Annotated in this window: 12 protein-coding genes; 7 read left to right on the top strand and 5 right to left on the bottom strand. The window is 33.2% G+C overall.

Annotated elements, in window-relative coordinates:
- From BUE22_RS18750 to BUE22_RS23505, 3 genes are all read left to right on the top strand, one after another.
- Nucleotides 1–450, top strand: a 450-nt coding sequence (locus BUE22_RS18750; RefSeq protein WP_143165857.1) for a T9SS sorting signal type C domain-containing protein, incomplete at its 5' end; no start/stop codon positions are given.
- 184 nt (nucleotides 451–634) lie between these two features.
- Nucleotides 635–4,486 carry a T9SS sorting signal type C domain-containing protein gene (locus BUE22_RS18755; RefSeq protein WP_073397374.1) on the top strand — a complete coding sequence of 1,284 codons (3,852 nt, stop codon included), beginning with the start codon at nucleotides 635–637 and terminating at the stop codon, nucleotides 4,484–4,486.
- A gap of 473 nt (nucleotides 4,487–4,959) precedes the next feature.
- Complete coding sequence (locus BUE22_RS23505) at nucleotides 4,960–7,812, top strand: T9SS sorting signal type C domain-containing protein (RefSeq protein WP_084540288.1); 2,853 nt, start codon at nucleotides 4,960–4,962, stop codon at nucleotides 7,810–7,812.
- Nucleotides 7,813–7,872: 60 nt separating this feature from the next.
- Here the strand turns inward: BUE22_RS23505 and BUE22_RS18770 are convergent, their stop codons facing one another.
- From BUE22_RS18770 to BUE22_RS18785, 4 genes are all read right to left on the bottom strand, one after another.
- Entirely contained in the window at nucleotides 7,873–8,757 is an 885-nt protein-coding gene (locus BUE22_RS18770; RefSeq protein ID WP_073397375.1) for a cupin-like domain-containing protein, read from the bottom strand.
- An 81-nt stretch (nucleotides 8,758–8,838) separates the two neighbouring features.
- Nucleotides 8,839–9,927 (bottom strand): biotin synthase BioB, encoded by a 1,089-nt coding sequence (gene bioB / locus BUE22_RS18775; protein WP_042562967.1) that lies wholly within the window; start codon nucleotides 9,925–9,927, stop codon nucleotides 8,839–8,841.
- A gap of 175 nt (nucleotides 9,928–10,102) precedes the next feature.
- A complete protein-coding gene (locus BUE22_RS18780; RefSeq protein ID WP_073397377.1) occupies nucleotides 10,103–10,540 on the bottom strand; it encodes a hypothetical protein in 438 nt (145 codons plus the stop codon).
- A 418-nt stretch (nucleotides 10,541–10,958) separates the two neighbouring features.
- Nucleotides 10,959–11,888 carry a bifunctional riboflavin kinase/FAD synthetase gene (locus BUE22_RS18785; RefSeq protein WP_073397378.1) on the bottom strand — a complete coding sequence of 310 codons (930 nt, stop codon included), beginning with the start codon at nucleotides 11,886–11,888 and terminating at the stop codon, nucleotides 10,959–10,961.
- Nucleotides 11,889–12,083: 195 nt separating this feature from the next.
- Between BUE22_RS18785 and BUE22_RS18790 the strand changes: the two genes are divergently transcribed.
- Nucleotides 12,084–14,729: a zinc-dependent metalloprotease gene (locus BUE22_RS18790; RefSeq protein ID WP_073397380.1), complete on the top strand. Its 2,646-nt coding sequence runs from the start codon at nucleotides 12,084–12,086 to the stop codon at nucleotides 14,727–14,729.
- A 76-nt stretch (nucleotides 14,730–14,805) separates the two neighbouring features.
- Here BUE22_RS18790 and BUE22_RS18795 read toward each other — a convergent pair whose 3' ends face one another.
- Nucleotides 14,806–15,489: a ComF family protein gene (locus BUE22_RS18795; RefSeq protein WP_073397381.1), complete on the bottom strand. Its 684-nt coding sequence runs from the start codon at nucleotides 15,487–15,489 to the stop codon at nucleotides 14,806–14,808.
- Nucleotides 15,490–15,587: 98 nt separating this feature from the next.
- Between BUE22_RS18795 and BUE22_RS18800 the strand changes: the two genes are divergently transcribed.
- The 3 genes from BUE22_RS18800 to BUE22_RS18810 all read left to right on the top strand — a co-directional run bounded on the left by BUE22_RS18800 (nucleotide 15,588) and on the right by BUE22_RS18810 (nucleotide 18,557).
- On the top strand, nucleotides 15,588–17,126 hold the full coding sequence (locus BUE22_RS18800; protein ID WP_073397383.1) for a glycine--tRNA ligase: 1,539 nt from the start codon (nucleotides 15,588–15,590) through the stop codon (nucleotides 17,124–17,126).
- 189 nt (nucleotides 17,127–17,315) lie between these two features.
- A complete protein-coding gene (locus BUE22_RS18805) occupies nucleotides 17,316–18,122 on the top strand; it encodes a LytR/AlgR family response regulator transcription factor (RefSeq protein ID WP_073397384.1) in 807 nt (268 codons plus the stop codon).
- Nucleotides 18,123–18,296: 174 nt separating this feature from the next.
- Nucleotides 18,297–18,557 (top strand): hypothetical protein, encoded by a 261-nt coding sequence (locus BUE22_RS18810; RefSeq protein WP_073397385.1) that lies wholly within the window; start codon nucleotides 18,297–18,299, stop codon nucleotides 18,555–18,557.
- Nucleotides 18,558–18,774 lie beyond the last annotated feature (217 nt).

An 18,774-nucleotide genomic window follows, 5' to 3' on the forward strand; every position in this document is an offset into this window, starting at 1 on the left:
AATACAACGATAACCGGAGATTTTACGATTTCTATTGATAAGACCGATGGTGATTTGAGCAGCCATGCCATTTATCTGGAAGACAAGAAAACCGGTGTAATACACGATTTAACAACAAGCGATTATACCTTTACTACCGAGAAAGGAACTTTTACCGATCGTTTGGTATTGCGTTACACCAACAAAACACTTGGAACGGGAGATTTTGAAAATATTGAAAACGGACTTCTGGTTTCTGTAAAAGACAAAACCATCAAGGTAACTTCTTCAACAGAAAACATAAAAGAGGTAACGGTTTTTGATATCTCGGGAAAACTGCTTTACAGCAAAAAGAAAGCAGGCACAACAGAGCTGCAAATACAAAACCTGCAATCATCCAATCAGGTATTGCTTGTAAAAGTTACTCTTGATAATGACTTTACAACAACTAAAAAGATAATTTTTAATTAAAAATATAAATTAGTTTATTTCTAAAAGACGCACAATTGTGCGTCTTTTTTGTTTTTTGACATTAAACTAACCAGAGAAAATCACCTGAAAAATCACGGTAAGTGGGTATTGCAGGGTTTCAAAACGAATTATAAATTTAGTCCGATTCTTACAAAATAATTATTGACTAAATTTTATTTACATTTTGATAAAAAAAATACTTTTTTCCCTGATCTTCGTTTTACCTTTTATTAGTCTGGAACTTTTGGCCCAGCAAGGCAAAGTAGATACTTATTTTAATACCATTGATGATGGACTAAACGGAGATGGTTTTGATAATACAGTTCGAACTTTATCAATACAACCTAATCAATACCTAATTGTTGGCGGAGATTATCTGAATCTTAACGGAATCCCTTCTCCTTATTTTGCCCGCTTAAATCCAGATGGTATAATTGATGAAAATTTTCGTGTTGGCACCGGGTTCAACGGTAAAGTTTATACTTCACACATTCAAAGAGACGGAAAGATAATCGTTGGCGGAAGCTTTACATCCTATAATGGAAATAATTCAGGAAGACTTGTCAGATTAAATTCAGATGGTTCTTATGATGCTTCATTTAATACAACAATTGGTGCAACAGCAGGAATTATCTATGATGTTTGCGAGCAGGCTGATGGAAAAATTATCATCGTGGGTAGTTTTACAAAATATAATGGTATCACCGTAAATAGAATTGCACGTATTTTGCCCAATGGCGCGATTGATACTACGTTTAATACAGGAATTGGAACAACAGCAAATATTACAAACGTCGAAATTTTATCTGACGGAAAAATACTTTTGTCCGGCAATTTTACAGCATTTAATGGAATCTCTTCTGATAAAATAGTAAAACTATTTCCCGAAGGAAGAGTTGATGAAAGTTTTAATATCGGAACAGGGTTTAACGATGATGTAAATGCAATGTTTATACAATCGGATGGAAAAGTTCTATTAGGCGGAAAATTTAGCAGTTATAATGAAATTTCGACAAATAGAATTATTCGAATTAATGAAGACGGAAGCTTAGATTCGACTTTTTTATCAGGATCAGGATTTAATGGAGGCGCAGTGCAGGTTATAAAAACAGATATTTCGGGTAATATAATGATTGGAGGATCTTTTACCGGTTTCTATAATGGAGCTGAGGTAAATCGGGTTTGTGTTTTAAACCGGGACGGAACTATTAGAACTGATTTGGATTTTGGTTCCGGACCTGCAACAGCATCAGTTTTAGCTTTAGAAAATGACGCAGAAGGTTCTTGGTATGTTGGTGGTTCATTTTCTGTTTTCGATGGATTAAATCAAGGCCGATTAGCAAAAATTAATCCGGCAGGAGAATATGATACAGCATATTTATCGGCAGGAGTTGGTTTTGATAATTCTGTTTATAAAGTGATTCCTCTGGAAAATAAACAGACAATGGTATTTGGAAATTTTAAAAAATTTAATGGCGAACAGGCTTCAAGAATTGTTCGGCTTTTAGAAGATGGAACTTATGATGAAAGTTTTAATTTAAGGCAATCAGGTGCTAATAATTTAATTAAAACAGCCGTTTTGCAACCTGATGGGAAAATTATTCTTGGCGGAAATTTCACGAGATATAACGAGATAGCCTGTAATCGGATAATTAGGATTTTGTCTGACGGATCAGTTGATCAAACATTTAATAACGGTTCAGGTTTTAATAGTCAGGTTTACGCTTTGGCAACTCAGTCTGACGGGAAAATAATTGCGGCGGGAGGTTTTACAAATTATAATGGTGCTGTCAATACTGCAACTCGAATAGTAAGATTATTACCTGATGGAACTCGGGATTTAAGTTTTAATGTTGGTCATGGTGCTGATGGTATTATTGAAGTTGTTTTGATTCAGCCAGATGGAAAAATATTGCTTGGTGGAAGGTTTAATAATTTTAATGGAAATTCTGCTGCAAAACTGGTGAGGTTAAATGCGGATGGAAGTATTGATTCCAGTTTCAATGTTGGTGCAGGTTTTGACAACTACATTTATGCAATGGCATTGCAATCTGATGGGAAAATTATTGTTGGAGGAAGTTTTTTATTTTATAATGGCACTTCCCAAAAGCGAATTCTTAGGTTAAATACCAATGGAAGTTTAGATATGACTTTTGATTCTGGCACAGGTTTTAATAAAGGCGATGTGCGAAGTATTTTGGTGCAGCCAGATGATCGTATCGTGGTGGGCGGAACTTTTTCCGGAACTTATAAAAATGTCATTTCGTCACGATTAATAAGACTTTTAAAAACAGGAGATTATGATACTTCTTTTGATGCCCGTTTAAATAGTAAATTATACACTATGGCCTTCACATCAGATTTTAAATTAATGATTGGGGGAGATTTCAATTCTGTATCAGGAATATCCAAACACAGAATTGCACGTTTGAACCTTTGTTTAGATTCCTCAATTTGGAATGGTCACAGCTGGTCAAATGGTTTACCGTCAGGCGGAAAGCAAATCTATTTTCAAGACGACTATCCGGCCTTAACGTCTTCAAATATTTGCAGCTGTTATATTAACGAAGGTAAAACAGTAACACTTTTAAGCGGAAATACATTAGCAATTGAGTTCGACTATTCGGGTCTGGGTACTTTAGTTTTAGAAAATACAGCAAGTTTATATCAGCGGGACAATGATATTGTAAATACTGGTATTGCTAATGTCAAAAGAGAATCTTCGCCAATATTAAAATTCGATTATACTTATTGGTCTTCGCCTGTTTATAATGAAAAACTAATTAATGTTTCGCCAGAGACATTGCCGGATAAGTTTTTTTCTTATGATGCTGTTTTGGATAAGTGGAAGATAGAAAATGCATCAAATATCATGATTCCCGGCAAAGGATATAGTATCCGTGGTCCACAGCATTTTTCAACAACAAAACCTTCAAAATTTGAAGCCGTATTTAAAGGTATTCCGGTTAATGGAAAAGTAGAGGTGAGTTTGGAAAAACAAAATGGCTTTAATTTAATTGGTAATCCATATCCATCAGCAATAAGTGCAGATGCTTTTTTGAGTAATAACACGTCAAATATTTTAGGGACTCTTTATTTCTGGACACATAATACACCATTAACTAATAATAAATATACATCTGATGATTATGCTGCTTACAATTTGCTGGGAGGTATTGGTACACGTGGCGCAGTTTCATTAGGTATAAATGAAAGTATTCCCGATGGAACTATTGCCTCGGGACAAGCATTTTTTGTAATCAGTAAAAATTCTAAAATTGCTGAATTCAATAATAGTATGCGTATTTCTGGTCGAAATTCTACTTTTTTTAAGCAAGCCAAAATAAAAGAAAATATTGTCGAAAAACATAGAATCTGGTTGAATCTTAAAAATAATGAAGGCATTTTTAAACAGATTTTATTGGGATATATAAATGGGGCAACCAATTTGTATGATGAAAGTTATGATGCGGAATCTTTTAATGGAAATCAATTTGTAGATTTTTATAGTGTTGTTGAAAATAAAAAATTAGTAATTCAGGGCAGAGGTTTGCCTTTCGAAGATACTGATTCTATTTTGTTAGGCTATTCAAGCACTATTGATGGTGAATTTAGTGTTAGTATTGACCATGATGATGGACTGTTTAGTAATCTAAATGTTTTTATTGAAGATAAGGACTTGAAAATTAAACATGATCTAAAAGAATCGCCCTATTTATTTTCTACAAAAAAGGGAAATTTTAATGAACGTTTTGAGTTGAATTTTATTAGTAAAGATTTAAAAATAGATAATCCGGAGAGAGAAATAAATCAAATATCAGTTTTTGTAAACAACAATAATATAATTATCGACGCTAACAAAAATGAGATTAAGGATATTGCAATTTTTGACATTTCTGGTAAACAGATTTACAGAAAAACTGAGATAGAAAACTCCAGATTTAGTATTGAAAATCTATCCTCCAAAAATCAAATTTTACTACTCAAAATATCGTTGAAAAACGGATATCATTCAACACGTAAAATTTTATTTTAATAAGTTTTTACTTTTCATTTTGAATGATCATTTTGCGTTTAAAGAGCGACTATTTTTTAAATAAAATTTCGACCCAATATTGTTTTCCAGACGTTTTTTTTGGGGTTAAATTTATTTTTAACATAATTTTTTTTCAAATTATTATAATTTTTAAAAAATAATGAAAAATGCATATTTATAAAATCAGATGATTTGCATTTTTTATATGATGAATTACTTAAAAAAAAAGTATTTATGAGAAATAACTTAAAATAGCAAAATTGAGTTTAATTGACTGAAATACAGGGTATTAATTTAATCTTAGTGAATAGAAAATTGTAAATTGTTTATGGTGTTTTGAGGAAAAAACAGGTGATAAAAAAAGCCTTAAAATTTCCTCAGGGATGGACTAAAAAAAAGCAAAATTCTTAAGAGCTTTTTTTGAAAAATAATTTACTAAAAGATCTATTGTTTAAATTTAAATACCACGTGAAATGAACCGAAAATTACTATTTATTTTTTCAATGTTATTTTGTTTTGGATTTTCAAATGGAGCTACCATAACAAGTACAGGAACGGGAAATTGGACAGCTACAACATCATGGATTGGCGGAACAGTACCTACTATAAATGATGATGTTATTATTGCTTCCGGATCAACCATAACGCTTAGCACAAATGTTTCAATAAAATCGTTAACGATAAACGGAACATTGTTGGCTTCAGGAGATCCAATAGTATCAACTTCTGCAGGAAATATTCTGGTTGTTACTATTAATGGAGTACTGGATTTTAATACAAATCAGAGTTCTATTCGTTTTCCCGCCGGGACAATCGTAGATATCAATCCACCGGGGAAAATTGATGACACAGGAGGAGGATGCTCAAATCAGGTTGCTTTGTATATCGGTACAGTAAAATTTGCCGTTTGTGTAGGAAGTGGCAATGCCGAATATACTTTCGCGCAGCTTAATAATTTAGGAGGAACTTTACAATCAAAGCCTACAAGTAATGCGCCAATTTGTGAGGGAAGCACTCTTAATTTTACCGCAGCAAAAGATGGAGCAGACGGAGCTGCATTGAACTGGCATTGGTCTGTAAAACTTCCCGGTGCGGCATCTTTTGTAAACTATCCAGATAAACAATCAGTAGTATCTTTTACAAATGCTGTATCAGGTTCTTATGAAGCCAATCTTACCTATACTACTACTTACGGAGGATCTGTTTACACCAGTTCTAAAACTATTTTTGCAACCGTTAATGCCAGACCTGCTGTTCCCACAATATCCACAAGCGGGGCTACAACATTTTGTGATGGTGGAAATGTTACATTGACTTCGATTACAGGAGCAAGTTATTTATGGTCAACGGGTGCAACTACAAAAAGTATAGTGGTAACAACATCTGGAAATTATTCTGTTCAGGTAACAAATGCCACAGGATGTCAAAGCCTTGCCTCTTCAGTCACTACTGTTACCGTTAAATCTTCATTACCCACACCCAATGTTGTTACTATTACACAACCAACTTGTGTTATCCCAACAGGAAGTGTACAACTTAACGGATTTATATCTGCAACAAATGGACAAGTTTACCAAAGCGGTTCATCAACTCAAACTTATTCCGTTTCGGGTTCCAATTATACAATTGCTAATTTAGCTCCCGGAACATATACTTTTACGGCACAGGATGGTGTAAACTGCACTTCATTGCCAACAGTTAGTATTGTAATAAAAGCACCGGATGTAAATACGTGGAATGGAACAACATGGTCGAAAGGGAGCGTGCCGATATCTTCTGATATCATTGAATTTGCCGAAAACTTTCAGTCAACAGGAGATATAAGCGGTTGCTCTTGTAAAGTAAAAGGGGGAAAAGAAGTGACAATAAATTCTCCACATACATTATTTATTGATAACCAACTTACGGTAGAATCTGCAACAGGAACAAAATTAATATTCGAGAATAATGCAAGTTTAATACAACGTAATAATGTTATTAATACCGGAAATATTATCTACAAACGAATAAGCCCGCAAATTCGCCAGGCCGATTTTGTATATTGGTCAACTCCCGTAAACCCACAAAAACTCGTTGATGTTTCGCCATTAACTTTAGGGGATAAATATTTTAGATATAGCGGAACAAATTGGGTAATCACAAACAGAAGTACGACTATGGTTGTTGGAGAAGGTTATATAATTCGTGGTCCGCAAACTTATTCTAATACAATCAGGACCGATTACACAGCTTCTTTTATTGGAGTTCCTAATAATGGAAATGTAACCAGTGCGACATTAGATAGCGGAAAATTTTATTTGCTCGGAAATCCTTATCCTTCAGCATTAGATGCCGATCAATTTATTTTGAATAACCCGGTTTTAACCGGAACCTTATATTTCTGGACACACAACACGCCCGTAGTATTTGGAACTTCTTATAAATACAATTCAGATGATTATGCAAGTTATAATTTAACTGGGGGCGTTGCAGCCAAAACAGCAACCACAGCATCAGGAAACAATAAGGAAATACCAGGCGGTAAAATAGCAGCCGGGCAAGGTTTTTTTACTGAAACAAGCTCGTCCGGAACAGTAACTTTTACAAATGCGATGCGTTTTGGCTCAAACAGTCAGTTTTTTAAACCAGCAAAAACTTCAAAAGCTGCACTTGAAAAAAATCGGTTATGGCTTAATATGACTAATGATGGTGGTGCCTTTAAACAAATTTTAATTGGTTATATTGAAGGAGCTACTAACGATTATGAAACCAGATATGACGGTCAAACAATTGATGGTAATCCATATTTGGATTTTTATAGTGTAAATAATGGACATAAACTTGTAATTCAGGGACGCGCCGTACCTTTTTCGGATACTGATATTGTACCGCTTGGATATAAAAGCACAATTGCTGGCAATTTTACTATTTCTATAGATCAGGCCGATGGTAATTTGGTTAATCAGGCTATTTATTTAGAAGACAAAACTACCAATTCAATTCATGACTTAAGAACCGGCAATTATACCTTTACAACTTCAACAGGTATTTTTGATGGTCGTTTTGTGTTGCGTTATACTAATAATAAAACCTTGAAAAAAGTTGCTATTGAGGATGTGGAACAGAAAATTTTGGTTTCTTCAAAAGAGAAAATTATCAAGGTAACATCAACTAAAGAAAATATCACAGAGGTTTTTATTTTTGATGTTACCGGAAAATTGCTTTATAATAAAAAGAAAATAGATAGTACAGAATTGCAGATATCGAGTTTACAATCTAATCAGGTTTTGTTGATTAAAACAATTTTGGATAATGGAAATGTAACTACTACAAAAATGGTATTCTAATAGTTGTTTATAAAAAAGCCGCTGTAAACCTTTAAGTTCGCAACGGCTTTTTTAATTATATCAGGCAGACTTTGCCAGATTTTCAGATTTCGTCAGATTTTGATGTGTGTTCTGAATTGCTTTTTCGTTTTTATAGTCAATCCATTTTTGCCCTTTAAATTTTCGCATCAAAATATCAAAATGCCGCATAATAAATACATTATAAGCCGCCTTTGATAAATGGGCAATATTTTTTGGAAAAGCACGCAAACTCATAGAAAAACCAGGAGTTAAGTATTTCATATAATGCCAATATCCTTCTGGCATGTACAATACTTCGCCATGTTTAAGATTAGTAATATAACCTTCGGCATTTTTAAGGGCGGGCCATTTTTCATAATCAGGATCATCAAAATCAATGTCTTCTCTCGAAATTAAAGCGTGCGGAACTTTGTACATATATTTAGACTGATCCGGAGCAAAAAGCATGCATTGTTTTTCTCCATGAAAATGAAAATGCAAAATATTAGAATAATCAATATCATAATGCATAAAAACCTTTGAATTTTCTCCTCCAAAAAACAACATAGGCATTTGCTTCACTAATTTCAAGCCAATATCAGGCCATAAAAAGTCGTCTTTTAGCGTTGGTATTTCTTTCATTAAATTATAAAGGAAAATGCGGTAGTTTGTTGGCTTGGATTCTAAAAGATCAATGTAGTCGCTCATCTTCATTTTAGTGTGCGCTTCATTAAAGCCATCTTCGTGGTTTACAGGTCTGTTATCGTATAAAGGAACGATAGTATCACCTGCGATTTCTTTCATATATGATAATTTCCATTTAGAATAAGCCGGCCAGTCTTCAGTCAGCTCTTCGATAACAACGGGAATTTGGTTTTTTACGTATTGGGAAATAAAATCAGATTTTGAGATTTTTTTTACCCTTTCGATTTGTTTTAAATTCATCTCTTTTAAATAAAAAAATTGCTTATAACACTTGTTATAAGCAATTTAAAAATATTTTTAGAGATTTATTAACTCAATAACTTAAATTTTTGATTTGATCGAAGCCTCAAGATTTCTTTCAATTGTATGTCCCGGTCTTGACCATTTTGGTTTTTCGCCTAAAGGAGCAAATTGAGAATCTGATGCTTCAACAGTTTTTGGCTGCGAAACTTTTGTAAATGGTTTTTGCGGAATTAATCCTAACATTTCAAACATTTTCATGTCTTCATGTACATCAGGATTTGGTGTTGTAAGTAATTTATCTCCGGCAAAAATAGAATTGGCACCTGCAAAAAAGCACATTGCTTGTCCTTCACGGCTCATATTTGTTCTTCCTGCAGATAAACGAACTTGTGTATCCGGCATTACAATTCTTGTAGTAGCCACCATACGAATCATTTCCCAGATTTCAACTGGTTTTTCTTCTTCCATCGGAGTTCCTTCAACAGCAACCAAAGCATTAATTGGCACAGATTCAGGTTGAGGATTTAAAGTCGAAAGTGCTACAAGCATTCCTGCTCTGTCTTCGATACTTTCTCCCATTCCAATAATTCCTCCGCTACAAACAGTAACATTCGTTTTACGAACATTTTCGATCGTTTGCAAACGGTCTTCGAAACCACGTGTAGAAATTACATCTTTATAATATTCTTCAGAAGTATCTAAATTGTGATTGTAAGCATATAAACCTGCTTCAGCCAAACGTTGCGCCTGGTTTTCGGTAATCATACCCAAAGTACAACAAACTTCCATGTCTAATTTGTTGATGGTACGAACCATTTCAAGAACCTGATCAAATTCTTCACCATCTTTTACATTTCTCCAGGCAGCTCCCATACAAACACGAGATGATCCGCTTGATTTTGCACGCAAAGCCTGAGCTTTTACCTGACTTACACTCATCAAGTCATTTCCTTCAACTCCTGTGTTGTAGCGTGCAGCTTGTGGACAATAACCACAATCTTCAGGACAGCCCCCGGTTTTGATAGATAGTAATGTAGATACCTGAACTACGTTCGGATCATGTTTTTGTCTGTGAATTGTTGCTGCTTCATACAGCAAGTCCATCATTGGTTTATTATATATGGCGATTATCTCGTCTTTTGTCCAGTTGTGTTTTGTAATACTCATTAGGTACATTGTTTTTGAAGCTTCAAAAGTAACGAAATTGTTCTAATCAACCAATGCCGAATTCTGTAAATGAACAATTGATAGTTATTTTCAAAAAAGAAACACTCTAAAATCATATAATTATATCTTTTTATGATTTTAGAGTGTTTAAATTATGTATTTTATTCTAAAAAAATTAATCGGCTGCATATTTATTGTTCCAATACAACATCATCATTAAAGTCACAATAACAGAAGAGGCGAGTCCTTCAAATAATAAACAAATGCAATAAGTTGGTACAGATGGATTTCCTCCAAACATAAATGCTTCAGACAGTGTTTTTACATATGCATCACCACCTCGTGCGTAACTGTAAACTAACAAGCCAAAAACGCTCATGGATACACCAACGACAGATGTTGTCATAGCAGAAACTGCGTTGGATACGAAGTTGGTTTCTCCTTCATGAAGATTCATCTGCATGGTTCTGTTTACGCCATAAAATATAAAAAAGACATTTAGCGTACGTAAATAAAACAAATCAGCGAGTCCTAAAAGATTCATCAATAAAAAATAGATGCCAATTCCCAGGAAAATTAAAAAACCGTTGGTAATTTCTTTAGGTAATTTCATAGTGGTTATTTTTAAAGAAGTTAATAGTAAATTGTTGACAAACAGAGTTGTATATCAAATTTACTAAAAAAAGAAGTACAAAGTTTTTTAAATGGGCATAAAGTATATATAGTGGCAATAATAGATATCAGGGGTAGTCCCTACAGGACATTTCTGAGTATCGTGATTTCGTTTGTTACCAATATTTAACTCCTAGCGGAGTATTTTGTAAAATATTGACATTATAAATATCTCAGAGAGATTGGTAGAAAATATAGTTAGATATCGGATTTGTCCCGGCATGGAAAATCTTAAAATATCTCGGAGAGATTATCTATTGGTAGCAAAAAATATTAGATAGCACAATTTTGTCCCGTAGGGACTACATATATTATAATCTGCAAAAAAAATATTTATAAAAAATGAATGGAAAATATTCCTAAAGTTGTCCCACAAAGTCTAAGGCAGTCTTTTTATCCTGATTTAATTGTTCTTTAAGTAAATCTACAGAGCCGAATTTTTGTTCTTCCCGAATATATTCCAATAAAGAGATTTCTAGTTTTTGACCATAAATATCAGCATCAAAATCAAAAAGATTGACCTCGATAGTTTGCTTTTGTCCATTTACAGTTGGATTAAAACCAATATTCATCATTCCAAAAATGGCTGTGTTATCAATGAAGGTTTTCACAATATAAACACCGTTTTTAGGGATCTTTTTATAATCTTCCTCAATTTGGATATTGGCCGTTGGGAAACCAATTGTTCTTCCTAATTGTTTTCCTTTTACAACTTCGCCGCTTAAAAAATAAGCATAACCCAAATAATCATTGGCCAAAGTTATATTTCCTTCATCTAAAGCTTTTCTGATTTTGGTAGAACTTACCGAAACATCCTGAATTTCCTGTGCCGAAATTTGCTCTACTTCAAAACCATATTCAGCACCAAAAGCAATTAAATCATCAATATTAGCCGTTCTGTTTCTTCCAAAACGGTGATCATGCCCGATAATTATCTTTTGAATATGAAACTGATCTACTAAAATCGAATGAACAAATTCTTCGGCTGTTAATCTCGAAAAACTTTCGTTAAACGGATGAATAACAAGATTTTCTATTCCGGTTTCTTCGAGTAGTTTCGATTTTTCGGCAATCGTATTTAAAAGTTTTATTTCTGATTTTTCCTGTAGAACCATTCGCGGATGCGGAAAAAAAGTAAGCACTAAACTTTCGTATTTCCCGTTTTCAGTATTTTGGGTAATTCGTTCTAAAATTTTTTTATGACCAATATGTACGCCATCAAAGGTACCAAGAGTTAAAATAGTTTTCTTGGTTGATTGAAAATCGTTTATAGAATGAAAGAGCTTCAAAGCAAATTGTTTAGGATGGTGCAAATTTATACTATCTATTTTAAATTTGACACTAAGGTTAATTGATTTTTTAAGATTATAAAGTCACTTTTTATGATAATTGGCTCGCTGGTCGATAAAAAACCATTAATTGTCGTATATATGTAAGAATTTAATTTAATTCACTTAATTTTGATTTTTCTAAATCCCTTGAGTATGAATAAACAGCTACTATTTTTATTACTTATTTTTTGTTGTGTCAAAGTCCATGCTCAAAATGATGATTTATGGCAAAGGAGTTCTGGTTCAGTTTTGAATAAAAGTGTAAATTCGTCTGATTCGAATAAATTATATTATAAATTGAATTCAGATTTTCTGAAAGCAAAACTTTCATCGGCAACCAATAAAAGTTCAAAAAATAGTACTTCAGAAATTACCATTCCTAACTCGGAAGGTGTTTTGGAAAGATTTTCAGTTTGGGAATTTTCAAATTTTGATCCTGAATTACAGGCAAAATATCCTGAAATAAGAGCTTACGAAGGTCGTGGATTAGACGATAAATCGGCAAAAATACACTTTAGCGTTTCACCAATTGGTACGCAAACAATGGTAATTCGTGCCGATAAAGCAACCGAATTTATAGAGCAAAATCCGGATGATAAATCAGAATACATTTTGTTTACTTCAAATAAAACAGAAAGTTCGAAATTAATTTGTAAAACTATTGATGTAAAATCAGACCGTAATAGTTCAGATAAAACTGCAAAAACAACTTCAAATAACAAAGTTTTTAAAACAATGCGATTGGCATTGTCATGTACCGGAGAATATACTTCGTATTTTGGAGGTACAAAAGTTGGGGCACTTGCCGGAATGAATGCAACTTTATCAAGAGTTAACGGGATTTTAAATAAAGACTTGGCTGTGCAATTAATTTTAATTGCAAATAATGATGCTGTAATTTATACAAATTCTTCAACGGACCCTTATGCGAATGCAACTGATGGAGTAAAAGGTTCGTGGAATACACAAGTACAATCTACTTTAACCAGTGTAATTGGTGAAGCTAATTATGATATTGGCCATTTATTTGGTGCATCTGGAGGCGGAGGTAATGCAAATTGTATTGGCTGTGTTTGTGTAAATTCTGAAAAAGGAAGCGCTTACACCTCACCATCAGACGGAAAACCAGAAGGTGATACATTTGATATTGATTTTGTGGTTCACGAAATAGGACATCAATTGGGAGCAAATCATACTTTTTCATATGATGCCGGAGAAAGAACAAACGTAAATGTTGAACCGGGAAGTGGTTCTACTATTATGGGATATGCCGGAATAACAGATTATGATGTTCAAAGCAATTCTGACGACTATTTTGCTTATGTTAGTATTTTACAAATTCAAAATAATCTTGCAGGAAAAAGCTGTCCGGTAAGTACAGCATTGACAAATAATCCGCCAACAATTGGCGCGGGGGCAGATTACACAATTCCAATTAGTACACCTTTCCTTTTAACCGGTACAGGATCAAATGTAGAAGGCAGCGCCACTACTTATAATTGGGAAGAAAATGATAATGCAACAACAACTTCAAATGGAAATAGTATCGCATATGCTACTAAGCCAGACGGACCATTATTTAGATCTGTAGCTCCTAATAGTTCGCTAATTCGATATATGCCAAGTCTTAGTTCTGTTCTTCAAAATAGATTAACAACAACCTGGGAATCTGTTTCGTCTATTGCAAGAACATTGCATTTTACTCTAACAGCAAGAGATAATGGGGTTTTGGGAACAGCTCAAACAAATACTGATGCAATGATTGTAAACGTATCTTCTTCAGCTGGGCCATTTGCAATTACTTCTCAAAACACGACAAGTATAAGTTGGGCGCCAGGATCCTATCAAACAATTACCTGGAGTGTTAATAATACGAATACTTTGCAGGGATCTTCAAATGTAAATATTAAATTATCTACAGATGGAGGTTTAACATTTCCTGTAATTTTAGCCGCTAATGTACCAAATGATGGTTCTGAAAGTGTCCTGATTCCAACAAGTGTGATTTCAACAAATTGCAGAGTTTTAATTGAGCCAACAGAGAATATTTATTATGCTATAAATAGTAAATCATTTGCAATTGGCTATATAGCGTCAACAACATGTAATTTGTATAGTTTTGGCAGTTCGGTTAGTATTCCAACTTCAACTACTTATACAACAAGAACTATCACTGTTCCGTCATCAACATCTACAGTTTCAAATGTAAGCGTAAACATAAATGTAACACATGCAAGATTTTCTGATTTAGAAATTGAAATGGTTAGTCCAAGTGGTACGGTTGCCCGATTGTTTAATAAAGGGTGCGCAAATACAAATTCGACCATGTCCTTACAGTTTGATGATTCTGGAGTTGCATTAGATTGTGCGAAAACAACAACTCAAATTGTACTTCCGGTAGATGCATTGGCTGCATTTAATGGAGAAAATCCGCAAGGACCCTGGACTTTAAGAGTACGTGATGCAGTTTCAGGAAATTTTGGAAGTATAAATTCTGCATCGATAAATATTTGCAGTCAGACATTTACTTTAGGAACACCTGATTTTGAAAACGTTGCTTTCGTTCTTTATCCAAATCCTAATAAAGGAAATTTTACGGTTCAATTCTCAAGTGATTCTACCAAAACTGTAAAGGTTTTTGTAAATGATATCTTAGGTAAAAATGTTTATACAAATTCTTTTAAAGGTGAAACTAACTTTATCCAGGACATTCAATTATCTGATGTAGCAGCAGGTATGTATTTTGTAACAGTTGTTGTTGGAGATAAAAGAACCGTGAAAAAAATAATCATTTATTAAAATTCAATATTCAAATACCAAATTCCAGTTTAATATATATTGTTTCTTGGAATTTGGTATTTAAAAAATTGAAATTTTAAGAGTTCGCCATCGCCATACAAACAATGCTTATTTTAATTCCGGGAATTTTTAGTAAAGCACGTGAACAGGCTTCAAGCGTGGCGCCCGTAGTAAGTACATCATCAATAATTAATAAATGTTTGTTTTGATGCTTTTCTATAGAATGAACATCAAATATATTTTCGATATTTTCTGATCTCCCCAAAAGATTTTTTTTGGATTGTGTTTTAGAATACTTTTTTCTGTATAAAACAGTATCATCATAAGCAATTTCTAGACCTTTTGCCAAAGTTTTTCCAAAGGTTGTAACCTGATTATAACCTCGTTCCTTAAGTTTTCTTTTGTGTAATGGCACCGGAATTACAACATCAAAAGGAATTTTCAATTGCAGTTCTCTTAGATCTTCAATATACCAGTTTCCTAAAATAGTACCAATATCTTCTTGTCCTTTGTATTTTAGATTATGAATAAGTTCCTGAACTATTCCTTTTTTATTAAAATATAAAAATGCAGATGCATACTCGATTTCAATCTTGCCATAAAATTTTTTGACAGCTTCATTTTTGCTATCCAAATGATATTGAGTCAGAGGCATTTCATGACGACAATTTGTACATAAAACATTTTCGGTTGCTAATAAAAGTTTGCGACATCCGGCACAAACTTTAGGGAAAAACAGGTTAAGAAGAGAATTAAACACAAATAGACAGAATTTAGTTACAAAAATAATTAAATCAATGCTTCAATCTTTATAATTTTTCTTTTTTTTAAACGTACTTTTTATATTTTTGCATCACTATGGCAAAACAAGAAGATATATTTAAGAATGTGGTTTCGCACGCAAAAGAGTACGGATTTATTTTTCCGTCAAGCGAAGTATACGACGGATTAAGTGCAGTGTATGATTACGCACAAAATGGAGTCGAATTAAAAAAGAATATCCGTGAATATTGGTGGAAATCAATGGTTCAGATGAATGAGAATATTGTCGGCCTTGATGCTGCAATATTGATGCATCCAACAACCTGGAAAGCTTCAGGCCACGTTGATGCTTTCAATGACCCGTTAATTGATAATAGAGATTCGAAAAAAAGATATAGAGCAGATGTTTTAGTTGAAGATTATGCTGAAAAGCTAAATCAAAAAGCTCAAAAAGAAATTGAAAAAGCAAAAGCTCGTTTTGGAGATGCTTTTAATGAAGAAGAATTTGTTACCACAAATGCTCGTGTTGTAGAATATCTTTCAAAATATAAAGAAATTTTATCAAGACTTGCAAAAGGAATGAGCGAAGATCTTCAGGATGTAAAAGCTTTAATCGAAGAGTTGGAAATTGCTGATCCTGAAACCGGTTCAAGAAACTGGACAGATGTTAAGCAATTCAACCTAATGTTCGGAACAAAATTAGGAGCTTCTGCAGATTCTGCAATGGATTTATATTTACGTCCGGAAACAGCTCAGGGTATCTTTGTGAATTTCCTGAATGTTCAAAAATCAGGGCGTATGAAAGTTCCTTTTGGAATTGCTCAAACGGGTAAAGCGTTTAGAAATGAAATCGTTGCAAGACAATTCATTTTCCGTATGCGTGAATTTGAACAAATGGAAATGCAATTTTTCGTTCGTCCGGGTGAAGAAATGAAATGGTACCATCACTGGAAAGAAGCCCGTTTAAACTGGCATTTATCTTTGGGATTAGGAAGAGAGAATTATCGTTTTCACGATCACGAAAAATTAGCCCATTATGCCAATGCTGCTGCCGATATTGAATTTAACTTCCCGTTCGGATTTAAAGAATTAGAAGGAATTCACTCTCGTACAGATTTTGATTTAAAAGCACACGAACAATATTCTGGTAGAAAATTGCAATATTTTGATCCTGAATTAAATGAAAACTACGTGCCATATGTAGTGGAAACTTCAGTAGGTTTAGATCGTATGTTCCTGGCTGTTTTTGCCACTTCATTACAAGAAGAAACTCTTGAAGACGGTTCAACTAGAACAGTATTGAAATTACCATCAGTTCTGGCACCAACAAAAGCCGCTATTTTACCATTGGTTAAAAAAGACGGTTTACCGGATATCGCCAGAAAAATCATCGAAGATTTAAAATGGGATTTCAGTGTCGCTTATGACGAAAAAGATGCAGTAGGTCGTCGTTACAGAAGACAAGATGCACTTGGAACTCCGTTTTGTATCACTGTAGATCATCAAACAATCGATGATGAAACAGTAACAATTCGTCATAGAGATACCATGAAACAAGATCGTGTAAAAATTTCTGAATTGAAAGATATTATCGAAAACGAAGTTTCTATGAAAAACTGGTTGATGAAAATGTAATTTTTTTAAATTTCATATATTAAAATCCCAAATTCCAATAGGAGTTTGGGATTTTTTAATTTTGCATTGGCGTGTTTATTTCCTTATTTTAACATTTGTTTATACTTATTAACAATGAAATGTTTGATTAACAGAATTGCGTAAATTAGATGCGCATACAAAGTCTAAACACCATTTTTAAAAATAATATTGAAAAAGTATTCTTATATTATTATTGATGATAACGCCGAAGATATTTTGAAAACTCACGCGCTGGCCGAAGAGTTTTCAGAACTTACCTGTATTGCAACGGCTACAAATTATCAGGACGGATTGAATTTAGTTTTAGAACATAAGCCTTCTTTTATTTTTTTAGAAATTGATCCCACAGAATTGTCGAGCAATTTATCGCTTTCCTTCATTAATGAATTGCATCGATATCTTACAGAAGTACCTAAAATAATTGTTACCACTTCTGCAAAAGAGCTTGCTTTTGATGCGATTCAATACAATGTTTTTGATTATATCCTGAAACCTGTTTTAGAGATTGATTTGCTTAAAATTATTTTAAAGCTGGACAAGACAACTTTAGAAGCAAATGCTGCTAAAATTAAAAATAGAATTAATACTTCAGTAACTCCAACTTTGCAGCCAGCTCAAATTGATAAACCGCTTATTTTATGCATTAAATCATATGGCGATTATCGTTATATATCTACAGACGATATTTGTTATTTTCAGGCCGATAATAATTCTACAGATATTTATTTGAGTTCCGGCGAAATGATAACCGCTTTTAAAACCTTAAAACATTTTGAGTTTGTTTTATCGCACCCGTTTGTAAGAATTCACAATAGCTTTATTATCAATCAAAATTACATTTCCAGAATTCATAGCGGACACTCAGTTTGTTACATTAAAAATTCTCCGAAGAAAATTCCTTTCTCAAAAACCTATAAATCAAATGTTGATTTGATTATTACTAATTTTTCTGCAGGAAATTACTTAGAAGTCTAAAAACTAAGTATTTACATCGATTTGACGTTCATTGACTATCAATTGGGCATGTTTTACCATAAACTGATTTTTTCGCACAATTTTTTTATGTCGTGGTCTTAGCTTTGTCCCATGATTTGCAACCAAAGCAATCATAAGCCCCAAAAATAAATCAAAACTAAACACCTCAAAAACATGAAAAAAGCAGCTTTAACAATCGGATTATTTTCTTTAGTAGTAGTAACAACTTCATTTACGGCACCAGAAATGGCAGCAAATGCTTTAAATAAAAATACTTATTTTGAAAAATCTATTGATCCCAGAGGCGGTGCAACAGGTGGTCAAACTAAAAAAGTTGATGGACTAATGCCAACTGAAGAATCTACATTAATAAACAATAACTTAGATTTTACAGCTGTTAATCAATCTTTAGGCTTAAACAAAAAGCAAGATTAATTTTTAATTAATTTACCTGATAATATTTTAGGCTGCCAAAATTTTGGCAGCCTTATTTTTGTATGTATAGTTTTAGTATTTTTGATGAAATTGACAACGTTGAAAAGAAAATTTCACATACTATTATTCTTAATTTTTGTTTTTGGAGCTTGTTCTGAAAAAACAAATTCAGATAAAAATATAATTTCTTCCTCAGACAGTCTTCCAACTTATCTTT

This window comes from Flavobacterium pectinovorum (genome assembly GCF_900142715.1).
In the GTDB taxonomy this organism is placed as follows: Bacteria; Bacteroidota; Bacteroidia; order Flavobacteriales; family Flavobacteriaceae; genus Flavobacterium; species Flavobacterium pectinovorum.